Consider the following 20,987-nt stretch of genomic DNA (forward strand, 5'->3'; position numbering starts at 1 on the left):
CTTAGGAAAACAGGTTGAGGGGGTTCAGCGCGGAGGCGGCCTTGGCGAGCGCGCTGGGCTCATCCTCGGGTTCGGCGACTGCGGTGTGTTCTTGCAGGGCGATGACGCTGGACAGCGGCAGGATCGAGTTGCCCACCGTCAGGTAGGGCTCGCCGTTATAGAGTTCGACGCCGGTGATCCGGCCGCGCGTCAGGACCTGGCTGTCGATCTTGCCTGCGGCGTTCGCAGCGGTGATCTTCAGTGAATAGACGCCGCCGTCCGACATCTGGCCGCCGGCGGTGGTCTTGCCGTCCCAGGTGAAGTCGTGGACGCCGGTCTTCAGATCGGTCGCGGCGCCGGTCCAGACGACCTTGCCCGTCCCGTCCACGACCTGCAGCGTGGCCGAGGTGGCGTCCTTGCCCAGTTCGTAGCTCCAGGTCGCCGCGCCGTCCTTCAGGGTGGTCGCCGACCAACCCGCAGTAACATCCTTGCCGATGTAGGTGGCGGCGGTGCCCAGGCCGCCGGCCTGTTGCGCGCCCAGCAGACTGGTCAGCAGGTCGTTGGTCAGCAGCTGCTGCTCGACGCCGGCCATCTGGGTCAACTGGGCGGTGAACTGGTTGGAATCGACCGGGGACAGGGGGTCCTGGTTCTTCAGCTGCGAAGTCAGCAGCGTCAGGAAGGTCTGGAAGTTCGAGGCCAGCATCGTCGTGCCGGCGCCGACCCTGCTGGACGCTCCATTGGTTGTGACGGCGTCTACCATCGCGTCAGACCTTCATGTCGACGCCCTGGGGCGTCACGGTGAGAGACATCCAGGCGGAAGCCTGGGCGGGGGCGGCGATATCGGCGTCCAGCGCATTGCGGGACGCATGGGCGAAGGCGCGGCTCTGACGCCGGTCGAAACCGCCGCCGGGGGCCGAGCCGTCGCGCTGGGAAAAGTCGAGCGCGTCCTGGGCCAGGGTGAAGCCCGCGTCTTCGAGCTGGCGGCGCAGTTCGTCGGCGCGGCCCTTCATGTCCGTGGCGGCCAGTGGGTTGTCGAAGGCCAGACGGGCGGCCAACTGGCCGTCGGCGTCGATGTCCAGGCTGACATCGACCCGGCCCAGACCTTCGGGGGTCATGCTCATGTCGAACTGGGTCGAGCGGCCTTCCAGCCGTTTGGTGATCTGGGCCGCCAGATGGACTACGGCCTGGGCGTTGATGTGCGACAGGCCAGACTGGCCGGCGGCGGTGACGGCGATGGCAGGAGCCGAGGCGGTCGCGGTTGCGGCGGGCTGACCGGCGGCGGGCGGCGGGGCGTCCGGGGCGTCCGGAGCGGCGGCGTCCAGAAGCTGGGCCATGACGGCGGCGGGTGCGGCGGCGCGTGCGGTTGCGGGATCGGATTTGGCGTTCGCCGCCGCCAGGGTTGCGGCATGGCTATCGGCGCGGCTTTGGCCGTCGTTAGGGGTCTGATCTGCGTTCTGGCCGGAGGCATCGCCCTTGCTGGCGTTGTCCGCCTTTGCTTCTGCCGGCACAGGGTTGGATGCGGCGGCGTTGGACGGCGCGGTTGTCCTGGGGATCGGCAGGGCAGCGGTCTGGAGCGCGTCTGTGGCTTCCTGAGGCGTGTCCGATGGAACCGGCGCCGCTGCGGTGTCGGCTTCGGCGTCCAGCATGGCCTGCATCAGCGTGGCCTGTGCGGCCTGCGCTTGAGCGGGGTCTGCGCCCTTTGGCGTGGTCTGGATGGCGGGGGTGTCGGCAGGGTCCGCGTGATCGGTTGCGCCGGTGACAGCGGGGGGCGTCGAGCCGGTCAGGGCCGGTTGAGGTTGAACTTCGGTCTGGAGCGCTGCGAGCGCAAGCGCGCCGGTCGGGACCACGGGGGCGGGGCTCGCATCCGCCTGTGTCGGGTTCGCCTCAGGCGCCATTGCTGCATCGGTCGTGGCGGCGTCCAGGCCAGCGGCGGTTGGAGCCGGCGGCTGATCCTGGGGCGGCGTCGGGATGGCGACGGCTTGCGGCGAAGGGGTGTCGTCGTCAGCGTGCGCAGCTCGGACGGTGTCGGCAGGCACGGCGCGCGGGGCGCTGTGTTTGGGCGAGGGCGCTGGCGGAGCTTCTTCGCGGGCAGCCGAACGCACCATGGTGTCGAAGCCGTCAGCCTGCACGCCATCCGCAGGGCGGGCGGCGTTGAGGCTGGCCGCGCGGGGCGCAGCCGAGACGGCGGACGGGGAGGCGGGCGTCGGCATGAGAGCAGGCGTTTCCGGATTGAAGGCGTTGGCGCCTGCTGCGCCGGATCATTCGAACAGGCCGTCGCAAGCCTTGGGCCAGATGGTCAAATCCTTTCAATAGGCTGTTATTTAACGCCAATTGGGATTGGCGGCCGCTGTGCTGGCGGGGCCTGAGGTCGAAATTTGCCGCGCCGCCGTCGCTTTTTGCCCGGCGCCGCGTTGGTGCGAGCGCCGGCCGCGGCGAGGCCTCGTTCCAATTGGCCCATAGATTGCGCGCCTCTCGGGTCATGTCTGTCACGCTCATGACGATCTTTAGTTTTTTCAACGCCTTGTCGGATCGTGTTCGTTCGCGCGCCGGGCAAAAAGCGCGTGCAGGCGGGCAGGGCTTGCCGGGCGCCGCCGTCATTGACGCCTTCACGGGTGGAGGGATCGCCGGATGTCGCTGAACTCCATCCTCAATATCGCCAACAGCGGCTTGCAGACCGCCCAGACCCAACTTCGCGTGGTCTCGGACAACGTCGCCAACGTCAACACGCCCGGATATGTCAGGAAGGTCGCGGAACAGACCTCTCTGACGACCCAGGGCATCGGCGCGGGCGTCACGGTCTCGCAGATACGCCTGGCCACCGACCGTTTCCTGCAGTCGGCCAGCCTGAACGCCGGTTCCGAGGCCGCCCGCCAGGGCGTCCGTTATGAGTTGTACGACCGCATCCAGTCCCTGTTCGGCGATCCCGGCGGAGACAGCGGATTCTTCTCGCGGATCGACAGCGCCTTCTCGGCCTTCGCCGCCATGTCGGAGAGCGCGTCTTCCACGCCGCTGCGACAGGAAGCCATCTTCAAGGCGCAGTCCCTGTTCGACGAGGCGTCGCGTATCGCCACCCAGATCCAGGCCGTGCGCGAGGATGCCGACGGGCGCATCCAGACCGCCGTGTCCAAGGCCAACGGTCTGTTGCAGCAGATCGAGGCCCTGAACGTCGAGATCGCCCGCGCCCATGTCACCTCGGGCGATTCCTCGGGCGCCGAAACGATCCAGGCCGGTCTGGTCAGTCAGCTGGCCGAGCTGATGGACGTGAAGGTCTCCGACCGGGCCAATGGCGGGGTGTCGATCCGCACAGGCTCGGGCATCCTTCTGGCGGGTTCGGGCGCGGCGACGCTGGAGTACCGTGGGGCCGGAGCGGTGAACGCCGAAAGCACCTTCAGCGATATCTTCGTCACTGAACCGGGTGGCCAGAAACGGTCGTTCACCGACGCCATCGCCGGCGGCGAGATCAAGGGCCTGCTGGAGCTGCGCGACACCGAAGCGCCCGCCGCCGCCCAGCGTCTGGCCGAGCTGATCACCCATGTCGCCGACGAGCTGAACCGGGCGCATAACGCCAACTCCAGCGTGCCGGCGCCGACGACCCTGACCGGGCGCAACGTCGGCCAGTCGCTGGAAACGGCCCTGTCGGGCTTCACCGGCACGACGACGATCGCGATCACCGACCGCACGACTGGCGCGATCACGGCCCAGGCGGAGATCATCTTCACCGGGCCGCAGTCGATGACGATCAACGGCGTCGCCGCGACGCCTGCGACCTTCCTGACCACCCTGAACGGCCAGCTGGGCGGAGCGACCGCCTCGTTCACGAACGGCGCCTTGACCATCTCGGGCGGCACGGGCGGCGTCTCCATCGCCGACGCGGCGGGCGCTGCGGGCAGCAACAAGGCCGGGCGCGGCTTCTCGCACTACTTCGGCCTCAACGACCTGATCGTCAGCGACCGCACGGCCGTTTACGACATGGGTCTGACGCCGACCTCCCAGCACGGCTTCACCGGCGGCGAGACGGTCTCCTTCAGCTTCAGTTCGGCGGACGGGGTGCGTCTGCGCAACGTCACCGTCGCTGTGCCCACGGGCGGGACCGGCCAGGTCGATGAACTGCTGAACGCCTTGAACAATCCCGTCACCGGCGTGGGTCGGTTCGGGACCTTCGAGCTGGATGCCAATGGCGCCGTGACCTTCAGGGGTTCGGGCTCGCCGCCGGCGGTGTTGAGTGTGGCTCAGGATACGACCACTCAAGTCCCCTCGGGCGTGTCCCTGACCGAGCTGTTCGGCATCGGCGGCGGGGTCCGGGCCTCTCGTGCGGACGGATTCTCCATCCGCAACGACATCCAGACCGATCCGTCCAAACTGGCCCTGGCCCAGCTGAACCTGGCGGCGGCGCCCGGCGCAGCGGCGCTGAGCAGCGGCGATGGTCGCGGCGCCTTGGGGCTGGCGGACGCGGGAACCCGCACCGTGAGCTTCCAGGCTGGGGGCGGCTCGTCCGGCGGGTCGATGTCGATCGCCCGATACGCCTCGGACCTGTCGGGCGACATCGGCGCACGGGCGTCGGCGGCCAAGACCCGGTCCGAAAGCGCGTCTGCCATCCGTGCCGAGGCCGACGCCCGCCGCGTTTCCTATGAAGGGGTCAACCTGGATGAGGAACTGGTCGCCATGACCACCTATCAGCAGGCGTTCAATGCGTCGGCGCGGCTGATCCAGGCGGCCAAGGATATGTACGACATCTTGTTGGGAATGATCTGATGACCCGAGTTTCCACCGCCGGCAACTATCAGTCGGCCCTGCTCAACCTGATGTCGGCCCAGGCCCAGCAGTCCGAGGCGCAGAACCGGCTGGCCACCGAAAAGGTCGCCACCGACATGACCGGCTTCGGTCGCGGGGCCGAGAATCTGACGGCGTTGAAGGCGGCGGCCGGTCGTATCCAGGGCTTCATCAATACGGGCGAGGCGGTCGCGGCCCGGCTGGATACCCAGGACCTGGCCCTGACCCAGATCGGAGACGGGATCACCAACGCCCGGACCGCCATCAGCGCCGCCCTGGCGTCTGAGAACATCGAGGTTCTGATGCTGGAGCTGCAGGGCAATTTCCAGGTCATCCAGACCGGACTGAACACCCAGCACCAGGGCGACTATCTGTTCAGCGGCTCCAACAGTTCGACGCCCCCGGTCACCGCCAAGACCCTGGCGGAACTGGCTGCGGCCCCCGTCGCCGACACCTTCACCAATGATCAGCTGGCGACGGTCTCGCGTCTCAGCGAGAAGACCACGGTCCAGACCGGCTATCTGGCCAGCGATGTCGGCGGCGTGGTGTTCGAGATCATGCGCGATATCCAGGCCTATCACGCCGACCCGGCGACGGGCCCTCTGACCGGCAAGCCCACGGACGCGCAGAAGGACTTCCTGAACCTGCAGATCACGCGCCTGGGCGCCGCGGTTACCGACATCGTCAACGTGACTTCGCGCAACGGCACGATGCAGAAGCAGTTGGAGACCATCAACGCCAACAACACCGCCCAGGTGAACGGGCTGGAAAAACTGGTCAGCAACAAGACTGACGCCGACCTGGCCCAGGCCGTCACGGACATCCAGCTATCGCAACTGGCCGTTCAGGCCTCGGCCCAGGTCATCAGTCAGCTCAGCCAGACCTCGCTGCTGAACTATCTGCGATAACCTCGGCTCGGTACGCTAACCGCCGATAATCGCTTTCTTTTACGGCCACGCTGGACCTTGTTCTCGCTTGAGAACATAAAGCGAACATGGCCCAGCTCGATCTTCGCGGAAAGCTTGCCGTCCTGGCGGACGCGGCCAAGTACGATGCCTCATGCTCATCGTCGGGCACGTCGAAACGCAACTCAGTCGGCGGCAAGGGGATCGGCTCGACCGAGGGGATGGGCATCTGCCACGCCTACACGCCGGACGGGCGCTGCGTGTCCCTGCTGAAGATCCTGCTGACCAACTTCTGCATCTACGACTGCGCCTACTGCATCAATCGCGCCTCCTCGAACGTGCAGCGGGCGCGGTTCAGCGTGGACGAGGTCGTCGAGCTGACGCTCAACTTCTACAAGCGCAACTATATCGAGGGCCTGTTCCTGTCGTCGGGCATCATCCGCTCGGGCGACTACACGATGGAACAGCTGGTGCTGGTGGCCAAGACGCTGCGGGTCGATCACGACTTCCGCGGCTATATCCATCTGAAGCTGATCCCCGAGGCGGACCCCAAACTGGTGGCCGAGGCGGGCCTCTATGCCGACCGGCTGTCGGCCAATATCGAACTGCCGCGCGAGGAGGCCCTGACCCGGCTGGCTCCGCAAAAGGACATGGCCGTCATCAAGAAGGCCATGGGTCAGGTGCGGCTGGGGGTCGAGGCGGCCAAGCCTCAGAAAAAGGACCGCGCCAAGCCGCCCAAATTCGCCCCGGCCGGCCAGAGCACCCAGCTGATCGTCGGCGCCGACGGGGCGCCGGATACCGAAATCCTCGACCGCAGCGCGTCGCTGTACGGCGGCTATGGCCTGCGCCGGGTCTATTATTCCGCCTTCAGCCCCATCCCGGATTCCAGCTCGACCCTGCCTCTGTCCAAGCCGCCGCTGATGCGCGAGCATCGCCTGTATCAGGCCGACTGGTTGATGCGGTTCTATGGTTTCTCGGCGCCCGAGATCGGCGAAGCGACGACCGGCGGGATGCTGGATCTGGCCGTGGATCCGAAACTGGCCTGGGCCCTGAACAGCCGGGCGCAGTTTCCGGTCGATGTGAACACGGCGGACCGCGAGATGCTGTTGCGGGTGCCCGGCCTGGGGGTGAAGTCGGTCGACCGGATGATCTCTGTGCGCCGATACCGGACCCTGCGTCTGGAGGACATCGCCCGCCTGTGCCGGGGCATCGACAAGGTGCGGCCCTTCATCACGGCCCTGGACTGGTCGCCGGGCGGACTGACCGACGCCGTGGATCTGCGCGCGCGACTGGTTCGCGAGCCCGCGCCGGTGCAACTGAGCCTGTTCTGATGCGCGTCGCCCAACTGGTCTCGGAGACCGATTTCGACGGCTGGCGTCTGGCCGCGCGGGACTTGCGGCTGGCGGGGATCAGGCCCGAGGACGCCACGTTCCGGGTGGCGGGCGCAGAGGGGCAGGGCGGGTTGTTCGACACCCCGACCGAGGATCGCAGCCCTGTCCGCGATGAGCGGAAGGAAGAGGGGTTCTCGGTTCCAAAGGCGTTCGTGGACGTGGCGAGAGAGGTCATCCTGCACCGCTCGGCCGACCGCTTCGACCTGCTGTACCGCATCCTGTGGCGACTGCGCGACGAGCCGGATCTGATGAAGGTGGTGTCGGACCGCGACATCGTCGACGCCCTCGACAGGGTCAGGAACGTCAGCCGCGCCAGCCACAAGATGAAGGCCTTCGTCCGCTTCCGCTTCGTCGAGGACGAGAATGGCGAGACCGCCGTCGCCTGGTTCGAGCCCGCACACCGCGTGCTGGAAAAGACCGCGCCGTTTTTCGTCAACCGCTTCACCACCATGCGGTGGTCGATCCTGACGCCGGACGGCTCGGCCTTCTGGGACGGGGCGTCGCTGGCGTTCGGCCCGCCCGCCAGCGCCGCCGACGCCCCCGATGAGGACGCGGTAGAGGAATTCTGGAAGACCTACTATGCCTCGACCTTCAACCCGGCGCGGCTGAAGACAAAGACCATGCAGGGCGAGATGCCCAAGCGGTACTGGAAGAACCTGCCCGAGGCGGCGCTGATCCCCGAACTGGTCGCCGCATCCGCCGTTCGCACCGAGACCATGGTCGCGGCGCCCCACCCTGCGCCCAACGCCCGCCTGCTGCGCGAGATCGCGCGCCACACCCGCGACGGATCGTTCGAGGAAGGCTTCTCGCCGTCGTCGCTGGACGACCTGCGCCACGGGGTTCAGGCGTGCCGCCGCTGCGACCTGTACCGGGATGCGACGCAGGGCGTTTGTGGCGAGGGGCCCAAGACCGCCTCGCTGATGATCGTCGGCGAACAGCCGGGGGATCAGGAGGATCTGGCCGGTCGTCCGTTCGTCGGACCGGCGGGCCAGGTGCTGGACGCCGCTCTCGCCGAGGCGGGCATCGACCGCGAGGACGTCTTCGTCACCAACGCCGTCAAGCATTTCAAGCACGAGCCTCAGGGCAAGCGCCGCCTGCACAAGACGCCCAACACCAGCGAGATATCCGCCTGTCGCTGGTGGCTGGATCATGAGCGGCGGCTGGTGCGGCCAAAAGTCATTCTGGCCCTGGGGGCGACGGCGTCCCTGGCGGTGCTGAACCGCAAGGTGGCGGTGACCAGGGAGCGCGGCCAGCCCATCGCCCTGGCGGATGGCGCCACGGCCATGATCACCGTCCACCCCTCCTATCTGCTGCGGCTTCCGGACGAGGCGGCCAGGATTTCCGAACGCGCCGCCTTCGTCCGCGACCTGCAGAAGGTCCGCGCCCTGCTCTGATTGCAGTCGCCAATTGCTGCACTGCACTTGACGGCGGCGCGTCCTCGCCTTTCTCTGAACACCGGGGGATCCGAACGCATGAGCGCCGACAGCAGACTGGAGATCGCCGCCGGCTTCGCCTCGGCCAAGGGGCCGCGCGCGGACAACCAGGACTTCGGCGCCGTCCATATCGGGCCGCCCGAGGAACAGACCTTGTACGGCGTCATCGCCGCCGTCGCCGACGGGGTCGGGGGGACCAAGGCCGGGCGGATGGCGGCCGAACTGGCCGTCCGCAGCTTCATCGACGGCTATACCAGCCAGAGCCCGCTGAAGGGCATCGCCGGCGGCGGCATCAGCGCCCTGCGTGGCTATAACAGCTGGCTGTTCTCGCGCGGCCGCAACGATCCCGAGATGAAGGGTACGGCGACCACCTTCACCGCCGTGGTCCTGCGCGGACGAGAGGCGGTCTGCCTGCACGTCGGCGACAGCCGGGCCTATCACTATCGCGATGGCGTCCTGACCCGGCTGACCGAGGATCATGTCTTCGCCCAGCCCGAGATGAGCCATGTGCTGATCCGCGCCGTGGGCATCGAATCCGATCTGCGCCTAGACGTGCGTTCGGTGCAGATCGAACCCTATGACCGCTTCCTGCTGGTCTCGGACGGAGTGCACGGGGTGCTGTCGGATGGCGCGCTGGAGCGGCTTTTGTCGCGCCGCGCCTCTTCGGATTCTGACGCCCAGGCCATCGTCGATGCGGCCACGACGGCGGGGGCGGGCGACAACCACACGGCGGTGCTGGTCGACGTCATCGCCATCGGCGCCGTGGATCAGGACATGATCGGCGCCGAGGCCGCGCGCCTGCCGCTGCTGCCCCTGCCGTCCGAGGGCGACAATGTGGACGGCTTCTCGCTGGATCATCTGTTGTCGGACGGGCGCTACACCCGGCTGTTCGTCGCCCGTGACCAGCTGGCCGAGAAGGGTCGCGACGCCCAGTCCAACCGACGCGTGCTGAAGTTCCCCAAGCCCGCCCTGCTGTCCGAACAGGGCGCCCGCGCCGCCTTCCTGCGCGAAAGTTTCATCGGACGTCAGGTGGTCAGTCCCTATGTCGGCAAGACCTTGGAACTGCCGCAGGAGCGCCAGAGCGGCCTCTATATCGTCCAGCCCTTCTATGAGGGCGAGACCCTGGAAAGCCGGCTGAAGACCGACCCGATCGGCGTCCGCGTCGGGGTGGATGTGGCCATCCGCCTGGGCAAGGGCGTCGCCGCCCTGCATCGCCAGTCCATCGCTCACCGCGACATCAAACCCGAGAACGTGCTGCTGGAGACTGACGGCGGGCTGAAACTGCTGGATCTGGGCGTGGCCCGCCTGCCGCGCGTCGCCGAGTTCGCCGACGAGGAGATCGCCGGGACGCCCAACTATATGGCCCCCGAACTGTTCGCCAAGGAGCATCGCGGCGACGCCCTGAGCGACCAGTTCGCCTATGGCGTCACCCTGTATCGGATGTTCGCCAACCGCTATCCGTTCGGCGAGGTCGATCCCTTCAATCTGCCCAGATACGCCCGGCCCACGCCTCTGACGCAGCATCGGCCCGACGTGCCGGCCTGGCTGGACTCGGTCATCATGCGCAGCCTTGCGCCCGATCCTGCCGAGCGGTTCGACGACATGGACGCGCTGATCTATGCGCTGGAGGGCGGGCTCAATATGCGCACCCTGGCGCCCCCCGAAGACCTGCTGCTTTTCGAGCGCTATCCGGTGCGTTTCTGGCAGGCGGTCTCGGCCCTGCTGTTCATCGCCCTGATTGCATCCCTGGTGCTGCGTTAGGCCTCAGTCCTCGGCCAGGACGGCGTCGTCGCCAGGACCGGCCGCAGGGTCGGCGTCTGCGGCCAGTGGTCCCGGCCCGCCTTCCAGCGCCAGCTTCAGCGCATCCTTGTCCAGCTCGCCTTCCCAGTTGGCGACGACGATGGTGGCCACGGCGTTGCCGACGAAGTTGGTCAGGGCGCGGCACTCGCTCATGAACCGGTCGATGCCCAGGATCAGGGCCATGCCCGCCACCGGCACGGCGGGCACCACCGACAGGGTCGCGGCCAGGGTGATGAATCCGGCGCCCGTGATGCCCGCCGCCCCCTTGGACGACAGCATGGCGACCAGCAGCAACAGGATCTGATCGCCCAGGCTCAGGTCGATGTTCAGGGCCTGGGCGATAAACAGGGCGGCCATGGTCATGTAGATATTGGTGCCGTCCAGGTTGAACGAATAGCCGGTCGGGACCACCAGTCCGACGACGGATTTGGACGCGCCCGCTCGCTCCATCTTCTCGATCAGACTGGGCAGGGCCGCCTCGGACGAAGAGGTGCCCAGCACCAGAAGCAGCTCCTCCTTCAGATAGCGGATCAGCTTCAGAACGCTGAACCCGTTGGCGCGCGCGACCAGGCCCAGCACCCCGACCACGAAGATGACGGCGGTCAGATAGAAGGCGCCTATCAGCAGGGCCAGGTTGGCCACCGAGGCGATGCCGTATGCGCCGATGGTGAAGGCGAAGGCGCCGAAGGCCCCGATGGGCGCGGCCCTCATGACGATGGCCACCAGCTTGAACACCGCCGCGCTGATGGATTCGAACAGGGTCAGCACCGGCTTGCCGACATCCCCGGTCAGGGCCAGGGCGATGCCGAACAGGATCGACACGAACAGCACCTGCAGGATGTTGCCGGTCGAAAAGGCGCTGACCAGGGTGTCGGGGATGATCGCGGTCAAAAAGCCGACGATGGTCGTCTCGTGCGCCGCCGTCGCATACTGGGCCACCGCGCCGGCGTTCAGGCTGGCGGGGTCGATGTTCAGGCCCCGGCCCGGCTTGACGACATTGGCCACGATCAGGCCGACGATCAGGGCCAGGGTCGAGAAGGTCAGGAAATAGGCGAAGGCCTTGGCGGCGACGCGGCCTACTCGTCCGATGTCGCGCATCCCGGCGATGCCGGTGACGATGGTCAGGAAGATCACCGGCGCGATGACCATCTTGACCAGCTTGATGAAGCCGTCGCCCAGCGGCTTCAGGCTCTCGCCGAACTCGGGCCAGAAATGGCCGATGAAGGCCCCCAGGGCGATGGCCATCAGCACCTGGAAATAGAGGTGGCGATAGAAGGGATGACGCGGTCTGGCCGACGGGTCCTGAGCTGCGAGGGTCTGGTCGATGGTTTGCAAGACGGTCTCCGGCGCCAGGCGGTGCAGAACCGCTTTATCGCGAAGTTATGGAACAGGCGCGCGTTTTCTCGGCGAGCGGCGCCGCCAAGCGCAGAGCCGTCAACGCTTGCTCAGCTTGCCGATCATCTTTTCGAAGACCTTCAGCGTCTCTTCGGAAACGTGGTGCTCGATGCCTTCGGCGTCCGCCTCGGCGTTGATCTCGCTGATACCCAGGGCGATCAGGAAGTCGTGGACGATCTTGTGGCGGGCGCGAGACGCCGCCGCCATGGTCTGGCCGGCCTCGGTCAGGAAGATCGAGCGATAGGGGCGGCTTTCGACCAGACCTTCGCGCGCCAGACGCTGAACCACCTTGGCGGCGGTGGCGTGGGTGACGCCCAGGTTCTCGGCCAGGTCGGTCAGGCGCGCCTCTCCCATCTCGACGATCAGGTCGCCGATTAGCTCGACATAGTCCTCGGCCATCTCGGTCGAATGGGCGTCGCGCATGCGCTGGAACGCGGCCGCGCGCCGGGCGGCGCCGGTCAAGGCGGGAATCACGGAGGAAGGCGAAGGGGCGGAGCTCACCGCCCCACTCTAGACTATGCGCCGGTGTGGGCCAGCCTCACCGTGACGCGCCGTCGCGAAATCGCCATTTCATCGTCAGCACGCCCATGGCCATGACCAGGGCGCAGGCGTTGGCGACGGTCACCGGCCAGGCCGAGGTCAGCACCCCATAGACGACCCACAGGGCGAAACAGGTCACCGTCAGGGAATAGGTCTTCAGGCTGATGGACGAGGCGTCGCGCTCCTTCCAGATCTTGATCATCTGCGGCGCGAAACTGGTGATCGAGCACAGGGCCGCCGCCGTGCCGAAAAGGTTGGCGACCAGATCGCTCATGCAGATTTGCGCGATGCGGCGGTGCGGGATTTTGCCGAGGCGGATTTGGCGGGGCTGGCGGCCTTGGGCTGTGCGGCCTCGACCTCATCGGCGCGCACGCCGCGTTTGCCCTTGATGGCGCGGGCGGGCTTGCCCTGGTGGACGGCGACGCCGCGCGCCTCGACCTCGGCCAGGATGGCGTCCAGTTCCTTTTCGGTCAGGTGCTCGATGCCGATGAAGCGGGCGTCGGCCTGTCTGACGGCGAAGACCAGCTCGTCCAGCTTGGCCTGCATGGCCGCCCCGTCGCGGTTCTGGGTGTTCTGGATCAGGAAGACCATCAGGAAGGTGATGATGGTCGTGCCGGTGTTGATGACCAGCTGCCAGGTCTCGTTGAACTTGAAGATCGGGCCGGACACCGCCCAGATCACGACGATCCCGACGCAGGCCAGAAAGGTCCAGGGCTTGCCGGCGATCTTGGCCGTCAGGGTGGCGAAACGGACGAACAGCTTTTCCATCACGGCCAAACCGCCGAGCTTGGCTCCAGGTTCCTTGGTGCAGGCTTCCTTAGTCGGGGTGCCTTTAGCCCGGCGTCCTGACGCCCGCCCGCATGGCGCTATTGGCTATGCGAGCGGGTTCCGATCGTGCGGTCGAAGAAGTCGAGCCGGGTGCGCCATTCCTGCAGCTTGCGCGCATTGCCGCGCACGCCGTGTCTCTGACCAGGATACAGCATCAGTTCGAACGGGGTGCTGCGGGCCTGGAGCGCGTCGATGACGCGGGTGGAGTTCTCCAGGATCACATTGTCGTCGGCCATGCCGTGCATCAGCAGCAGCCGGCCGGTCAGGTTGTCGAGCCGGCCCAGGACGTCGGAGGCCGCATAGCCTTCGACATTGGCCTGGGGCGTGGACATGAAGCGTTCGGTATAGGCGGTGTCGTAGAGGCTCCATTCGGTCGGCGGGGCGCCGGCGACGGCTGAGGCCAGGCCCATCTTCGGCTCGGTCAGCATCATCAGGCTCATGAAGCCGCCATAGCTCCAGCCCATGACCCCGATCCGGTCGGCGTCGACATAGGGCAGGGTGCGCAGATAGTCGGCGGCCAGGACCTGATCCTCGACCTCGGGCTGTCCCATCTTCAGGTAGAGGGCCTGTTTGAAGGCGGCCGAACGGTCGCCCTCGCCGCGGTTGTCGAGGTGGAAGACGATATAGCCCGCCTCGGTCAACAACTGGTTGGTCGCCGGCTGCCAGTTGCGACGCACGCCCCCGCCGCCGGGACCGCCATAGACCTGCATGACCACGGGATATTTGCGCGCCGGGTCGAAGTCGGGCGGGGTCTGCATCTGCCAGACCAGGGTCTCGCCGTGGCTAAGCAGCGTGCCGAACTCGGGCGTGCGACGGCGCGCCTCGAACGGAGCGAAGGGGTGGTCTGCGTCCAGCGCATTTTGCTCGATCCAGCGCACGAAGGTCCCGTCGGCGCTGTACAGGCCAGACCGCGTCGGGGTGGCGGGGTCGGAATAGTCGCCGACATAGGCCGTGGCCGTCGCGTTCATGTTCGCGCTCCACCAACCGCCGGCCGGGGTGACGGCGACGGGGGCCGTGGTGCGCTTCAGGCTGGCGCGGAACATCTGCTGTTCGATCGGCAGTTCACGGCCGTCGCGCATCGAGGCGGTGAAGAAGACGTCGCCCGTCGCCTCGTTCACCCCGTTCAGCGCCTTGACCGGATAGTCGCCGCGCGTGATGGCGCGGATGCGACGGCCCTCGCGGCTGTAGAGATACAGGTGCCGCCAGCCGGTCTCTTCGCTGGACCAGATGAAGGTCCCGTCTTTCAGCGCCTTGAAGTCGTCGGTCAGGTCCACCCAGGCGTTGGAGGTCTGGCTGGCGATGACGCGCGAGGCGCCGGTCGCCGGATCGACGGCCAGAAGGTCGAGCCGCTTCTGATCGCGCGAAACCCGCTGGACATAGAGGGTGGCCGCGTCCGCCGACCAGTTGACCCGGCCCAGGTAGATGTCGGTGTTGGACCCCAGATCGACCTTGTTGCGCGCGCCCGTCTGCAGGTCGCGGACATAGAGTTCGACCACGGCGTTGGGCCGTCCGGCGCGGGGATAACGCTGGGCGATCACGGTCGCGCCGCCGCCGGTGATGTCGAGGCGTGGCACGACGTCGACCGGGGTCTCGTCGGTGCGTTGCAGGGCGATGTAGCGCTCGTCCGGGCTCCACCAATAGCCGGTGTCGCGATCCAGCTCTTCTTGGGCGATGAACTCGGCGGTGGCCCAGGTGATCAGGCCGTCGCCGTCGTCGGTGATCGGGGTCTCGACGCGGGTGGTCAGGTCCTGGACCACCAGGTCCTGGTCGCGCACATAGGAGACATATCGACCCTTGGGCGAGACCTTGGCGTCGATCTCGTCGGCGGCGGTCTCGGTCAGCCGGCGAACGGCGCCCTGGCTCTCGGAAGCCCCAACCGCGTCTGGGCGGTCGACTAGATAGACGTCGCCTTCCAGCGGAACCAGGATGTAGCGGCCCTGCTCGTCCCAGGCGTATTCGACCACGCCGCGCTGCGAGATGCGCATCCGCTCGCGCCGGGCCTTTTCGGCCTCCGACAGGTCGCCGGCCTCGGGAACCAGGGCGCGGGCGTCGATCAGCTTGAACGGCTCGCCCGCGCCGGTCGGGGCGGCCCACAGGTCCTGGACCGAGACGTCGTCGGTGCGGGCCCTAAGGAAGGCGACCAGGGCGCCGTCGGGCGACAGGCTGACGCCCTGGGCCACCGGGCCGTTCAGGCTGGGGTCGGCGAAGACGCGTTCCGGCGTCAGGATCGACGGGTCGGTCGAGGCGACGGAAACGGGCTGGGCGGAGGCCGAACCGGCCGCGATCAGAAGGCTGGAAGCCAGGAGAAACTTGCGCATGACGAGCAGGCTAGCGAGGGAATCTAACGCGGTCACCGAGATTTTTACGTCGTGGCAGGTTCGGGTGTGATGCGTGTGAGGCTTTCGTCCGCTCGGCCCAGGGCCTAGATAGGTCGGCGATGACCGACACACTCGCACCCGCTCCCGCCCCTGTGACGCCGCCCGCGAAAGCCAGCCCGTTCAACGCGCTGAAGGTGCTGTGGGTGCGCCACTGGACCGACCAGCTGTTCAGCTTCGGCATCGAACGGCCCGAGGATTTCCGCTTCCGCTCGGGCGAGTTCGTCATGATCGGCCTGCCCGGCGAAGGCGCGCCCGACTCTGGGGCAAAACCCGTTCTGCGCGCCTATTCGATAGCCAGCCCCAGCTGGGACGAACAGCTGGAGTTCTTCTCCATCAAGGTGCCCGACGGCCCCCTGACCTCGCGCCTGCAAAAGATCCAGGCCGGCGACACCGTCCTGATGGGCAAGAAGCCGACCGGCACCCTGGTGCTGGACGCCCTGACCGGCGGCAAGCGTCTGTTCCTGATCGGCACCGGCACGGGCCTGGCGCCCTGGCTGGCCGTGGCGCGCGATCCCGACACCTATTCCCGCTTCGGTCAGGTGGTGGTCTGCCACACCGTGCGCAGCGTCGCCGACCTGGCCTACCGCGACTTCTTCACGCGCGAGATCCACGACGATCCCCTGATCGGCGAGGAAGCCAAGGCGCAGCTGGTCTATTACCCGACCGTGACGCGCGAGGAGTTCGAAACACCGGGGCGCATCACCGACCGCATCAAGTCGGGCGACCTGTTCAAGGATCTAGGCATCGACGCGACCGCCTTCTCGCCCGAGACGGACCGCATCATGCTGTGCGGCTCCATGGCCATGATCAAGGAAACCGGCGAACTGCTGGAGGCCCAGGGCCTGAAGGAAGGCTCGAACGCCGAACCCGGCGACTATGTGCTGGAGCGCGCCTTCGTCGGTTAGGACGTCGGTCCGACTTGCAAACTCCGCTCATCCCGGCGAAAGCCGGGACCCAGACCTTTGGGCGGATCGGCGGCGACGCCGATGATCGTCCTTGATCCCATGCAGCGTGCTTCGCGAAAGCACTGGGTCCCGGCTTTCGCCGGGATGAGCGGAAGAATTGAATGCACAAACCCGCCCTTGTCGCCGTCGACCCGCGCGTCGATCCCGCCGACTGCACCACGATGGCCCAGGTCCGTCAGGGCGTCGACGCCCTGGACCGCGCCCTGGTCGCCCTGATCGCCGAACGCCAGCGCTATATGGACGCCGCCGCCCGCATCAAGCCCGACCGCGACGCCGTCCACGACCAGGCCCGCATCGACGACGTGGTGGCCAAGGTCCTGACCAGCGCCGAGGCCCACGGCCTGTCGCCCGACATCGCCGAGCCGGTCTGGCGGCTGATGGTCGACCGCTGCATCGCCTATGAGTTCAGCGTTTACGACCGCACGCGCAGCTAGGCTCTCAGGCCCCGCAGCATCAGTTCATGCCGCCAGGCCGCGACATCGGCCAGGGCCTGGTTCAACGCATCCCTGACCCGTTCCAGCCCGGCAGAGGCGACGGCCTGATCGGCTGTCTCCGCCGCCTGGCAGACCTCGGCCAGCGCGCCCGCGCCGATGCCGGCGGCCGCGCCGCGGATGGTGTGGAGCGCGTCGCGCCAGCCGTCCGCCTTGGGGTCCAGCATGGCCGACCACATGGCTGCCTGTTCGACGAACAGTTCCAGCACCTCTTCGGCGACGGCGTCGTCGCCGCCGACCATCCGATCCAGGACCGAGAAGTCGACGGCGCCCGAGAGATCGCGCCTGGACATCAGGCCCCCGGCTGACCCGGCTGGGCCAGCCGGGCGTTTTTCGAGGACCAGACGAAATAGATCGCCAGCCCGACCAGGTTCCAGATCAGGAACCAGAACTGGGTCCGCGCCTGCAGGCTGAGGAAGAAGACGACGCAGCCGATGATGGTGATGGCGCCGACCAGCCACCACAGGGGCGCCTTGAACTTGCGCGGCCGGTCGGGGTCGCGCAGGCGCAGCACGATCAGGCAGACCCCCACCGCCGCAAAGGCCGCCAGGGTGCCCGCATTGGCCAGGGACGCCAGTTCGTCCAGCCGCATGACCCCGGCCAGGGCCGCCACGACCAAGGCGGTGAAGATCGTCACCACGGCAGGCACCCCGCGCGACGAAATCTTCGCCAGACGTTTGGGCAGCAGGCCGTCGCGGGCCATGCCCAGGAAGATGCGGCTCTGGCCGAACAGGAAAGCGAGCAGAACAGTCGGCAGGGCGACCACGGCGCTGGCTGCGATCCACTGGGCGGCGACGCCTTGGCCCAGTTCGCGCAGGATCAGGGCCAGGGGCTCCGGGCTGGCGGCGAAGGCGGACGTGGGCCGGGCGCCGATCGCGGCCGCCGCGACCACCAGATAGAGGACGGTGCAGATCAGCATCGACCCGACGATGCCGATGGCCAGGTCGCGCTCGGGCTTCTTGGTCTCTTCCGCAGCCGTCGAGATGGCGTCGAAGCCGTAGAAGGCGAAGAAGATGATGGCCGCCGCCGCCATCACCCCGGTCTGGGCGAAGGGCGCGCCAAAGCCGTTGGGCATGAAGGGGCGGAAATGGTCCGGGTTGAAGGCGGGCAGTGCGATGGCCACGAAGACGATCAGGGCGACCACCTTGATGACCACCAGCACGGCGTTCAGATTGGCGCTCTCTCGCGTGCCCAGCAGCAACAGGCCGGTCACCACGGCGATGATGAAGGCCGCCGGCAGGTTGATGAAACCACCCGCCACATGGGGGCCGACGGACAGGGCTGTGGGCAGGTCCAGACCCAGCCCGCTCAGGAAACCGACTGCATAGCCGGACCAGCCGACCGCCACGGCCGACACCACCAGCGAGTATTCCAGGATCAGGCTCCAGCCCACGATCCAGGCGATCAACTCGCCCAGCACGGCGTAGGAATAGGTATAGGCGCTGCCCGCCGCCGGCATCATGGTCGACAGTTCGGCATAGGCCAGGGCCGCGCAGGCGCAGACCAGCCCGGCCATGGCGAAGGAGATCATCACCGCCGGTCCGGCCAGACCGGCGCCGACGCCGATCAGGGTCAGGATCCCGGTCCCGACGATGGCGCCGACGCCCAGCGCCATCAGGTGCGGCCAGCTCAGGGTCGCCTTCAGTCGCGGGCCGTCCCTCGCCTCGTCATGCGGCGCGTGCATCGCATCGATCGACTTGCGCCGGTTCCAGAACGCCATTGCGCCACCCTCACTGATTCCAGCCGCGACCTTAGCGCGCAGGAGGGCGCATATGGAAACCCTTGCGGAAATCCGGGCTTGCCTAGACGCTGGCGAAACAGTATGTCCGCCCCTCCCCGACGCCAACCATGCGCCGGCGGTGACGATCGGTACGGGTGATTAGCTCAGTTGGTAGAGCAGCTGACTCTTAATCAGCGGGTCGTAGGTTCGAACCCTACATCACCCACCATCGTCCTCTTGTTTTCGAACAAGAACATTGTTCGAAATCCGCTTCTGCTAGGCCGATAATTAGGACGGTGAGTTCCGCCACGTCCTCGTCCGACAAATATCTCAGATTCCTTCGATGAGGCCGTTCACGTGGCCGCGTTGTGACCCGGTCACCGGGGCAGTTGGCTGATCGCGCCTTCCCGGGTCCGAGCAGGCGACGGCCAACAACCAGTGTCCGACCAAGCCAAACGGACCGGCTTTCGTATGGCTTCGCCAACGCGCGTGGAGCCCGAGCGGTCCAACATTCGTCGCTAGGGATTGAGCAGGGTTCCTGCCACAGCGATGGCGGCGAGGACCTGTTTCGCTGTGGCGACGGCCATCTTCAGCCCGTCAGCCTTGTTGCCGTCCAGAAGAAGACGCCCGACCAGGCAGGCCCAATGGCGCAGGCGGCATGGATCGAAACCTTGCGCCGGGATTGGACGATCTGAATTTTCGTCATCGCCTGACCTGCGCACATCCGAGCGGGACGGACGCGTTGCTCGCGCGCCGGTCTCAGCTCAGCATTCTGGTCGATGCGTGACGGCGGTTCACGTTCGAGCGACCGCACCCCAGGCGAGGGTCTGGGATTCCTGGTCCGACGGCAGGCCTATCACCTTGGTTTCGAGATAGAGTTCGAAGCCCTGGACGCCGAACTGGCGACCGATGCCGCTCTGCTTATAGCCGCCGAAGGGCACATCCATGTGCATCCAGACGCCGCCGTTGACGCTGACCGTCCCGGTCCGCAGCTTGCGGGCGAAGGCGATGGCTTCGTCATTGGTGGCGGCCGAGACGCTGGCGGACAGGCCGTACATCGAGTTGTTGGCGATGCGCAGGGCGTCGGCCTCGTCCTCGTAGGCGATGACCGCCAGGACGGGACCGAAGACCTCCTCCTGGGCAATCGTGTCGTCGGGCCTGACGTCGGCGATCAGGGTGGGCTCGACGAAATATCCGTGCGGCTGATCGGCCGGCGCCTTGCCGCCCCGGACGATGCGATTGCCCTCAGACCGGGCGCGCTCGATGTGTTCCAGCACGCGCTTGCGGTGATGGGCGCTGCTGAGCGGGTTCATGTAGTTCTCGGCCACGGCGGGGTCGCCATAGGTGACCTGATCCATCGCTTCGGCGGCGGCCTGGACGGCCTCGTCATAGCGGTCGCGCGGGACCAGAAGACGGCTGCGGGCGACGCAGCCCTGACCGGCGTTGGTGCAGATGAGCTTGGCCGCCTTGGCCGCCTCGGTCTTTACGTCGGCGCTGGGCAGGACGACGTAGGGAGACTTTCCGCCCAGTTCTAGCAACAGGCGTTTCAGGGTGCCTGCCGAGGCCTGCGCCACGCGTCGGCCGTTCGGCGCCGAGCCGGTGAAGGCGACGAAATCGACGTCGGGCGAAAGGGTGAGCACCTCTCCCAGCATGTTGTCGGAGCCGGTGACTACATTGAAGACGCCCGCGGGGATGTCGGTTTCTTCCGCGACCAGCCGTCCGACGATCGTCGCTGGCCAAGGGCTGTCGGGCGAGGGTTTCAGCACCATCGTATTGCCTGCAGCCAGGCCGGCGCCGACCTTGCCCAGGTTGGAGCCCCAGGGCCCATTCCAGGGCGTGATCGCGGCGATGACGCCCATGGGCTCGCGGATCTGCTGGCGGTGGCTGACCACGCCCCGGAAATCCAGGTCAGGCAAGGGTGTGGTGTAGGGATAGGTTTCGGCCATGTCGGCGAAGTCGAGTAGTCGCTGAATCGGCACATCCAGAAGCGTGTCGCGCGTCAGCCAGACCGAAGTGCCGGCCTCGCTGACCAGCAGGGGACGGATCTCTTCCTTGTGACGTTCCAGAGCGGCATTGAGCTGGCGCAGGCATTTGGCGCGGAAGGCGTGATTGGTCGCCCAATCGGTCTCGTCGAACGCCCGGCGCGCAGCCGCGACGGCGCGCTCGAAATCCTCGACTGTGCCATCGGCCGTCTGGCCGATGACCTGTTCCGAGAAGGGGTCGATGTTGTCGAACAATCGGTTCGAGGACGAGGCGACCAGCGCGCCATCGATCAACATGCGCCACTCGGCGATGGCGGGGTTCCGTTCGGGTTCCATCAACGTGTCCTCGTTCGCGGCTGTGCGCCGTCTGTCCTCGCATTTGCGCCTCCTGGCCGGGGTGGCAAAGTCAC

Annotated in this window: 17 protein-coding genes and 1 tRNA gene; 8 read left to right on the forward strand and 10 right to left on the reverse strand. The window is 67.1% G+C overall.

What is annotated here, in order from left to right; genetic code table 11:
- Position 1 precedes the first annotated feature (1 nt).
- Both ACO05L_RS04780 and ACO05L_RS04785 read right to left on the reverse strand, forming a co-directional pair.
- Entirely contained in the window at positions 2-739 is a 738-nt protein-coding gene (locus ACO05L_RS04780; RefSeq protein WP_421731029.1) for a flagellar hook assembly protein FlgD, read from the reverse strand.
- A 4-nt stretch (positions 740-743) separates the two neighbouring features.
- The gene (locus ACO05L_RS04785; protein WP_421731030.1) at positions 744-2,189 is read right to left on the reverse strand and encodes a flagellar hook-length control protein FliK; all 1,446 of its coding nucleotides are present in this window, start codon (positions 2,187-2,189) and stop codon (positions 744-746) included.
- 418 nt (positions 2,190-2,607) lie between these two features.
- Between ACO05L_RS04785 and flgK the strand changes: the two genes are divergently transcribed.
- The 5 genes from flgK (at position 2,608) to ACO05L_RS04810 (ending at position 10,239) form a co-directional block, all read left to right on the forward strand.
- Complete coding sequence (gene flgK / locus ACO05L_RS04790) at positions 2,608-4,731, forward strand: flagellar hook-associated protein FlgK (RefSeq protein WP_421731031.1); 2,124 nt, start codon at positions 2,608-2,610, stop codon at positions 4,729-4,731.
- Entirely contained in the window at positions 4,731-5,657 is a 927-nt protein-coding gene (locus ACO05L_RS04795) for a flagellin (RefSeq protein WP_421731032.1), read from the forward strand. The genes flgK and ACO05L_RS04795 overlap by 1 nt, the downstream gene beginning before the upstream one ends.
- Positions 5,658-5,743: 86 nt before the next feature.
- A complete protein-coding gene (locus ACO05L_RS04800; protein WP_421731033.1) occupies positions 5,744-6,985 on the forward strand; it encodes a putative DNA modification/repair radical SAM protein in 1,242 nt (413 codons plus the stop codon).
- A complete protein-coding gene (locus tag ACO05L_RS04805; RefSeq protein WP_421731034.1) occupies positions 6,985-8,439 on the forward strand; it encodes a UdgX family uracil-DNA binding protein in 1,455 nt (484 codons plus the stop codon). The genes ACO05L_RS04800 and ACO05L_RS04805 overlap by 1 nt, the downstream gene beginning before the upstream one ends.
- Before the next feature lie 78 nt (positions 8,440-8,517).
- Complete coding sequence (locus tag ACO05L_RS04810) at positions 8,518-10,239, forward strand: bifunctional protein-serine/threonine kinase/phosphatase (protein ID WP_421731035.1); 1,722 nt, start codon at positions 8,518-8,520, stop codon at positions 10,237-10,239.
- 3 nt (positions 10,240-10,242) lie between these two features.
- On the opposite strand, the gene ACO05L_RS04815 is transcribed toward ACO05L_RS04810, so the two are convergent.
- From ACO05L_RS04815 to ACO05L_RS04835, 5 genes are all read right to left on the reverse strand, one after another.
- Complete coding sequence (locus ACO05L_RS04815) at positions 10,243-11,523, reverse strand: dicarboxylate/amino acid:cation symporter (protein WP_421731633.1); 1,281 nt, start codon at positions 11,521-11,523, stop codon at positions 10,243-10,245.
- 189 nt (positions 11,524-11,712) lie between these two features.
- Positions 11,713-12,135, reverse strand: a complete 423-nt coding sequence (mntR, locus tag ACO05L_RS04820; protein ID WP_421731036.1) for a manganese-binding transcriptional regulator MntR — start codon at positions 12,133-12,135, stop codon at positions 11,713-11,715.
- A gap of 76 nt (positions 12,136-12,211) precedes the next feature.
- The gene (locus tag ACO05L_RS04825; protein ID WP_421731037.1) at positions 12,212-12,487 is read right to left on the reverse strand and encodes a SemiSWEET family sugar transporter; all 276 of its coding nucleotides are present in this window, start codon (positions 12,485-12,487) and stop codon (positions 12,212-12,214) included.
- Positions 12,484-12,981 carry a low affinity iron permease family protein gene (locus ACO05L_RS04830; RefSeq protein ID WP_421731038.1) on the reverse strand — a complete coding sequence of 166 codons (498 nt, stop codon included), beginning with the start codon at positions 12,979-12,981 and terminating at the stop codon, positions 12,484-12,486. The genes ACO05L_RS04825 and ACO05L_RS04830 overlap by 4 nt, the downstream gene beginning before the upstream one ends.
- 98 nt (positions 12,982-13,079) lie before the next feature.
- Positions 13,080-15,359, reverse strand: a complete 2,280-nt coding sequence (locus ACO05L_RS04835) for a S9 family peptidase (protein ID WP_421731039.1) — start codon at positions 15,357-15,359, stop codon at positions 13,080-13,082.
- A gap of 119 nt (positions 15,360-15,478) precedes the next feature.
- Between ACO05L_RS04835 and ACO05L_RS04840 the strand changes: the two genes are divergently transcribed.
- Both ACO05L_RS04840 and ACO05L_RS04845 read left to right on the forward strand, forming a co-directional pair.
- Entirely contained in the window at positions 15,479-16,324 is an 846-nt protein-coding gene (locus ACO05L_RS04840; RefSeq protein ID WP_421731040.1) for a ferredoxin--NADP reductase, read from the forward strand.
- 161 nt (positions 16,325-16,485) lie between these two features.
- Positions 16,486-16,818, forward strand: a complete 333-nt coding sequence (locus tag ACO05L_RS04845; protein ID WP_421731041.1) for a chorismate mutase — start codon at positions 16,486-16,488, stop codon at positions 16,816-16,818.
- On the opposite strand, the gene ACO05L_RS04850 is transcribed toward ACO05L_RS04845, so the two are convergent.
- Positions 16,815-17,168, reverse strand: a complete 354-nt coding sequence (locus ACO05L_RS04850) for an Hpt domain-containing protein (protein WP_421731042.1) — start codon at positions 17,166-17,168, stop codon at positions 16,815-16,817. The two genes, ACO05L_RS04845 and ACO05L_RS04850, sit on opposite strands and share 4 nt — an antisense overlap.
- Positions 17,168-18,595, reverse strand: coding sequence for an amino acid permease (locus ACO05L_RS04855; protein WP_421731043.1), 1,428 nt, complete (start codon positions 18,593-18,595; stop codon positions 17,168-17,170). Before ACO05L_RS04855 ends, ACO05L_RS04850 begins: the two co-directional genes overlap by 1 nt.
- A 153-nt stretch (positions 18,596-18,748) precedes the next feature.
- Between ACO05L_RS04855 and ACO05L_RS04860 the strand changes: the two genes are divergently transcribed.
- Positions 18,749-18,824 (forward strand) — tRNA-Lys (locus tag ACO05L_RS04860).
- 565 nt (positions 18,825-19,389) lie between these two features.
- Here ACO05L_RS04860 and ACO05L_RS04865 read toward each other — a convergent pair.
- On the reverse strand, positions 19,390-20,913 hold the full coding sequence (locus ACO05L_RS04865) for an aldehyde dehydrogenase family protein (RefSeq protein ID WP_421731044.1): 1,524 nt from the start codon (positions 20,911-20,913) through the stop codon (positions 19,390-19,392).
- Positions 20,914-20,987: the final 74 nt, after the last annotated feature.

It is taken from the genome of Brevundimonas sp. (assembly GCF_965227765.1).
GTDB lineage: Bacteria > Pseudomonadota > Alphaproteobacteria > Caulobacterales > Caulobacteraceae > Brevundimonas.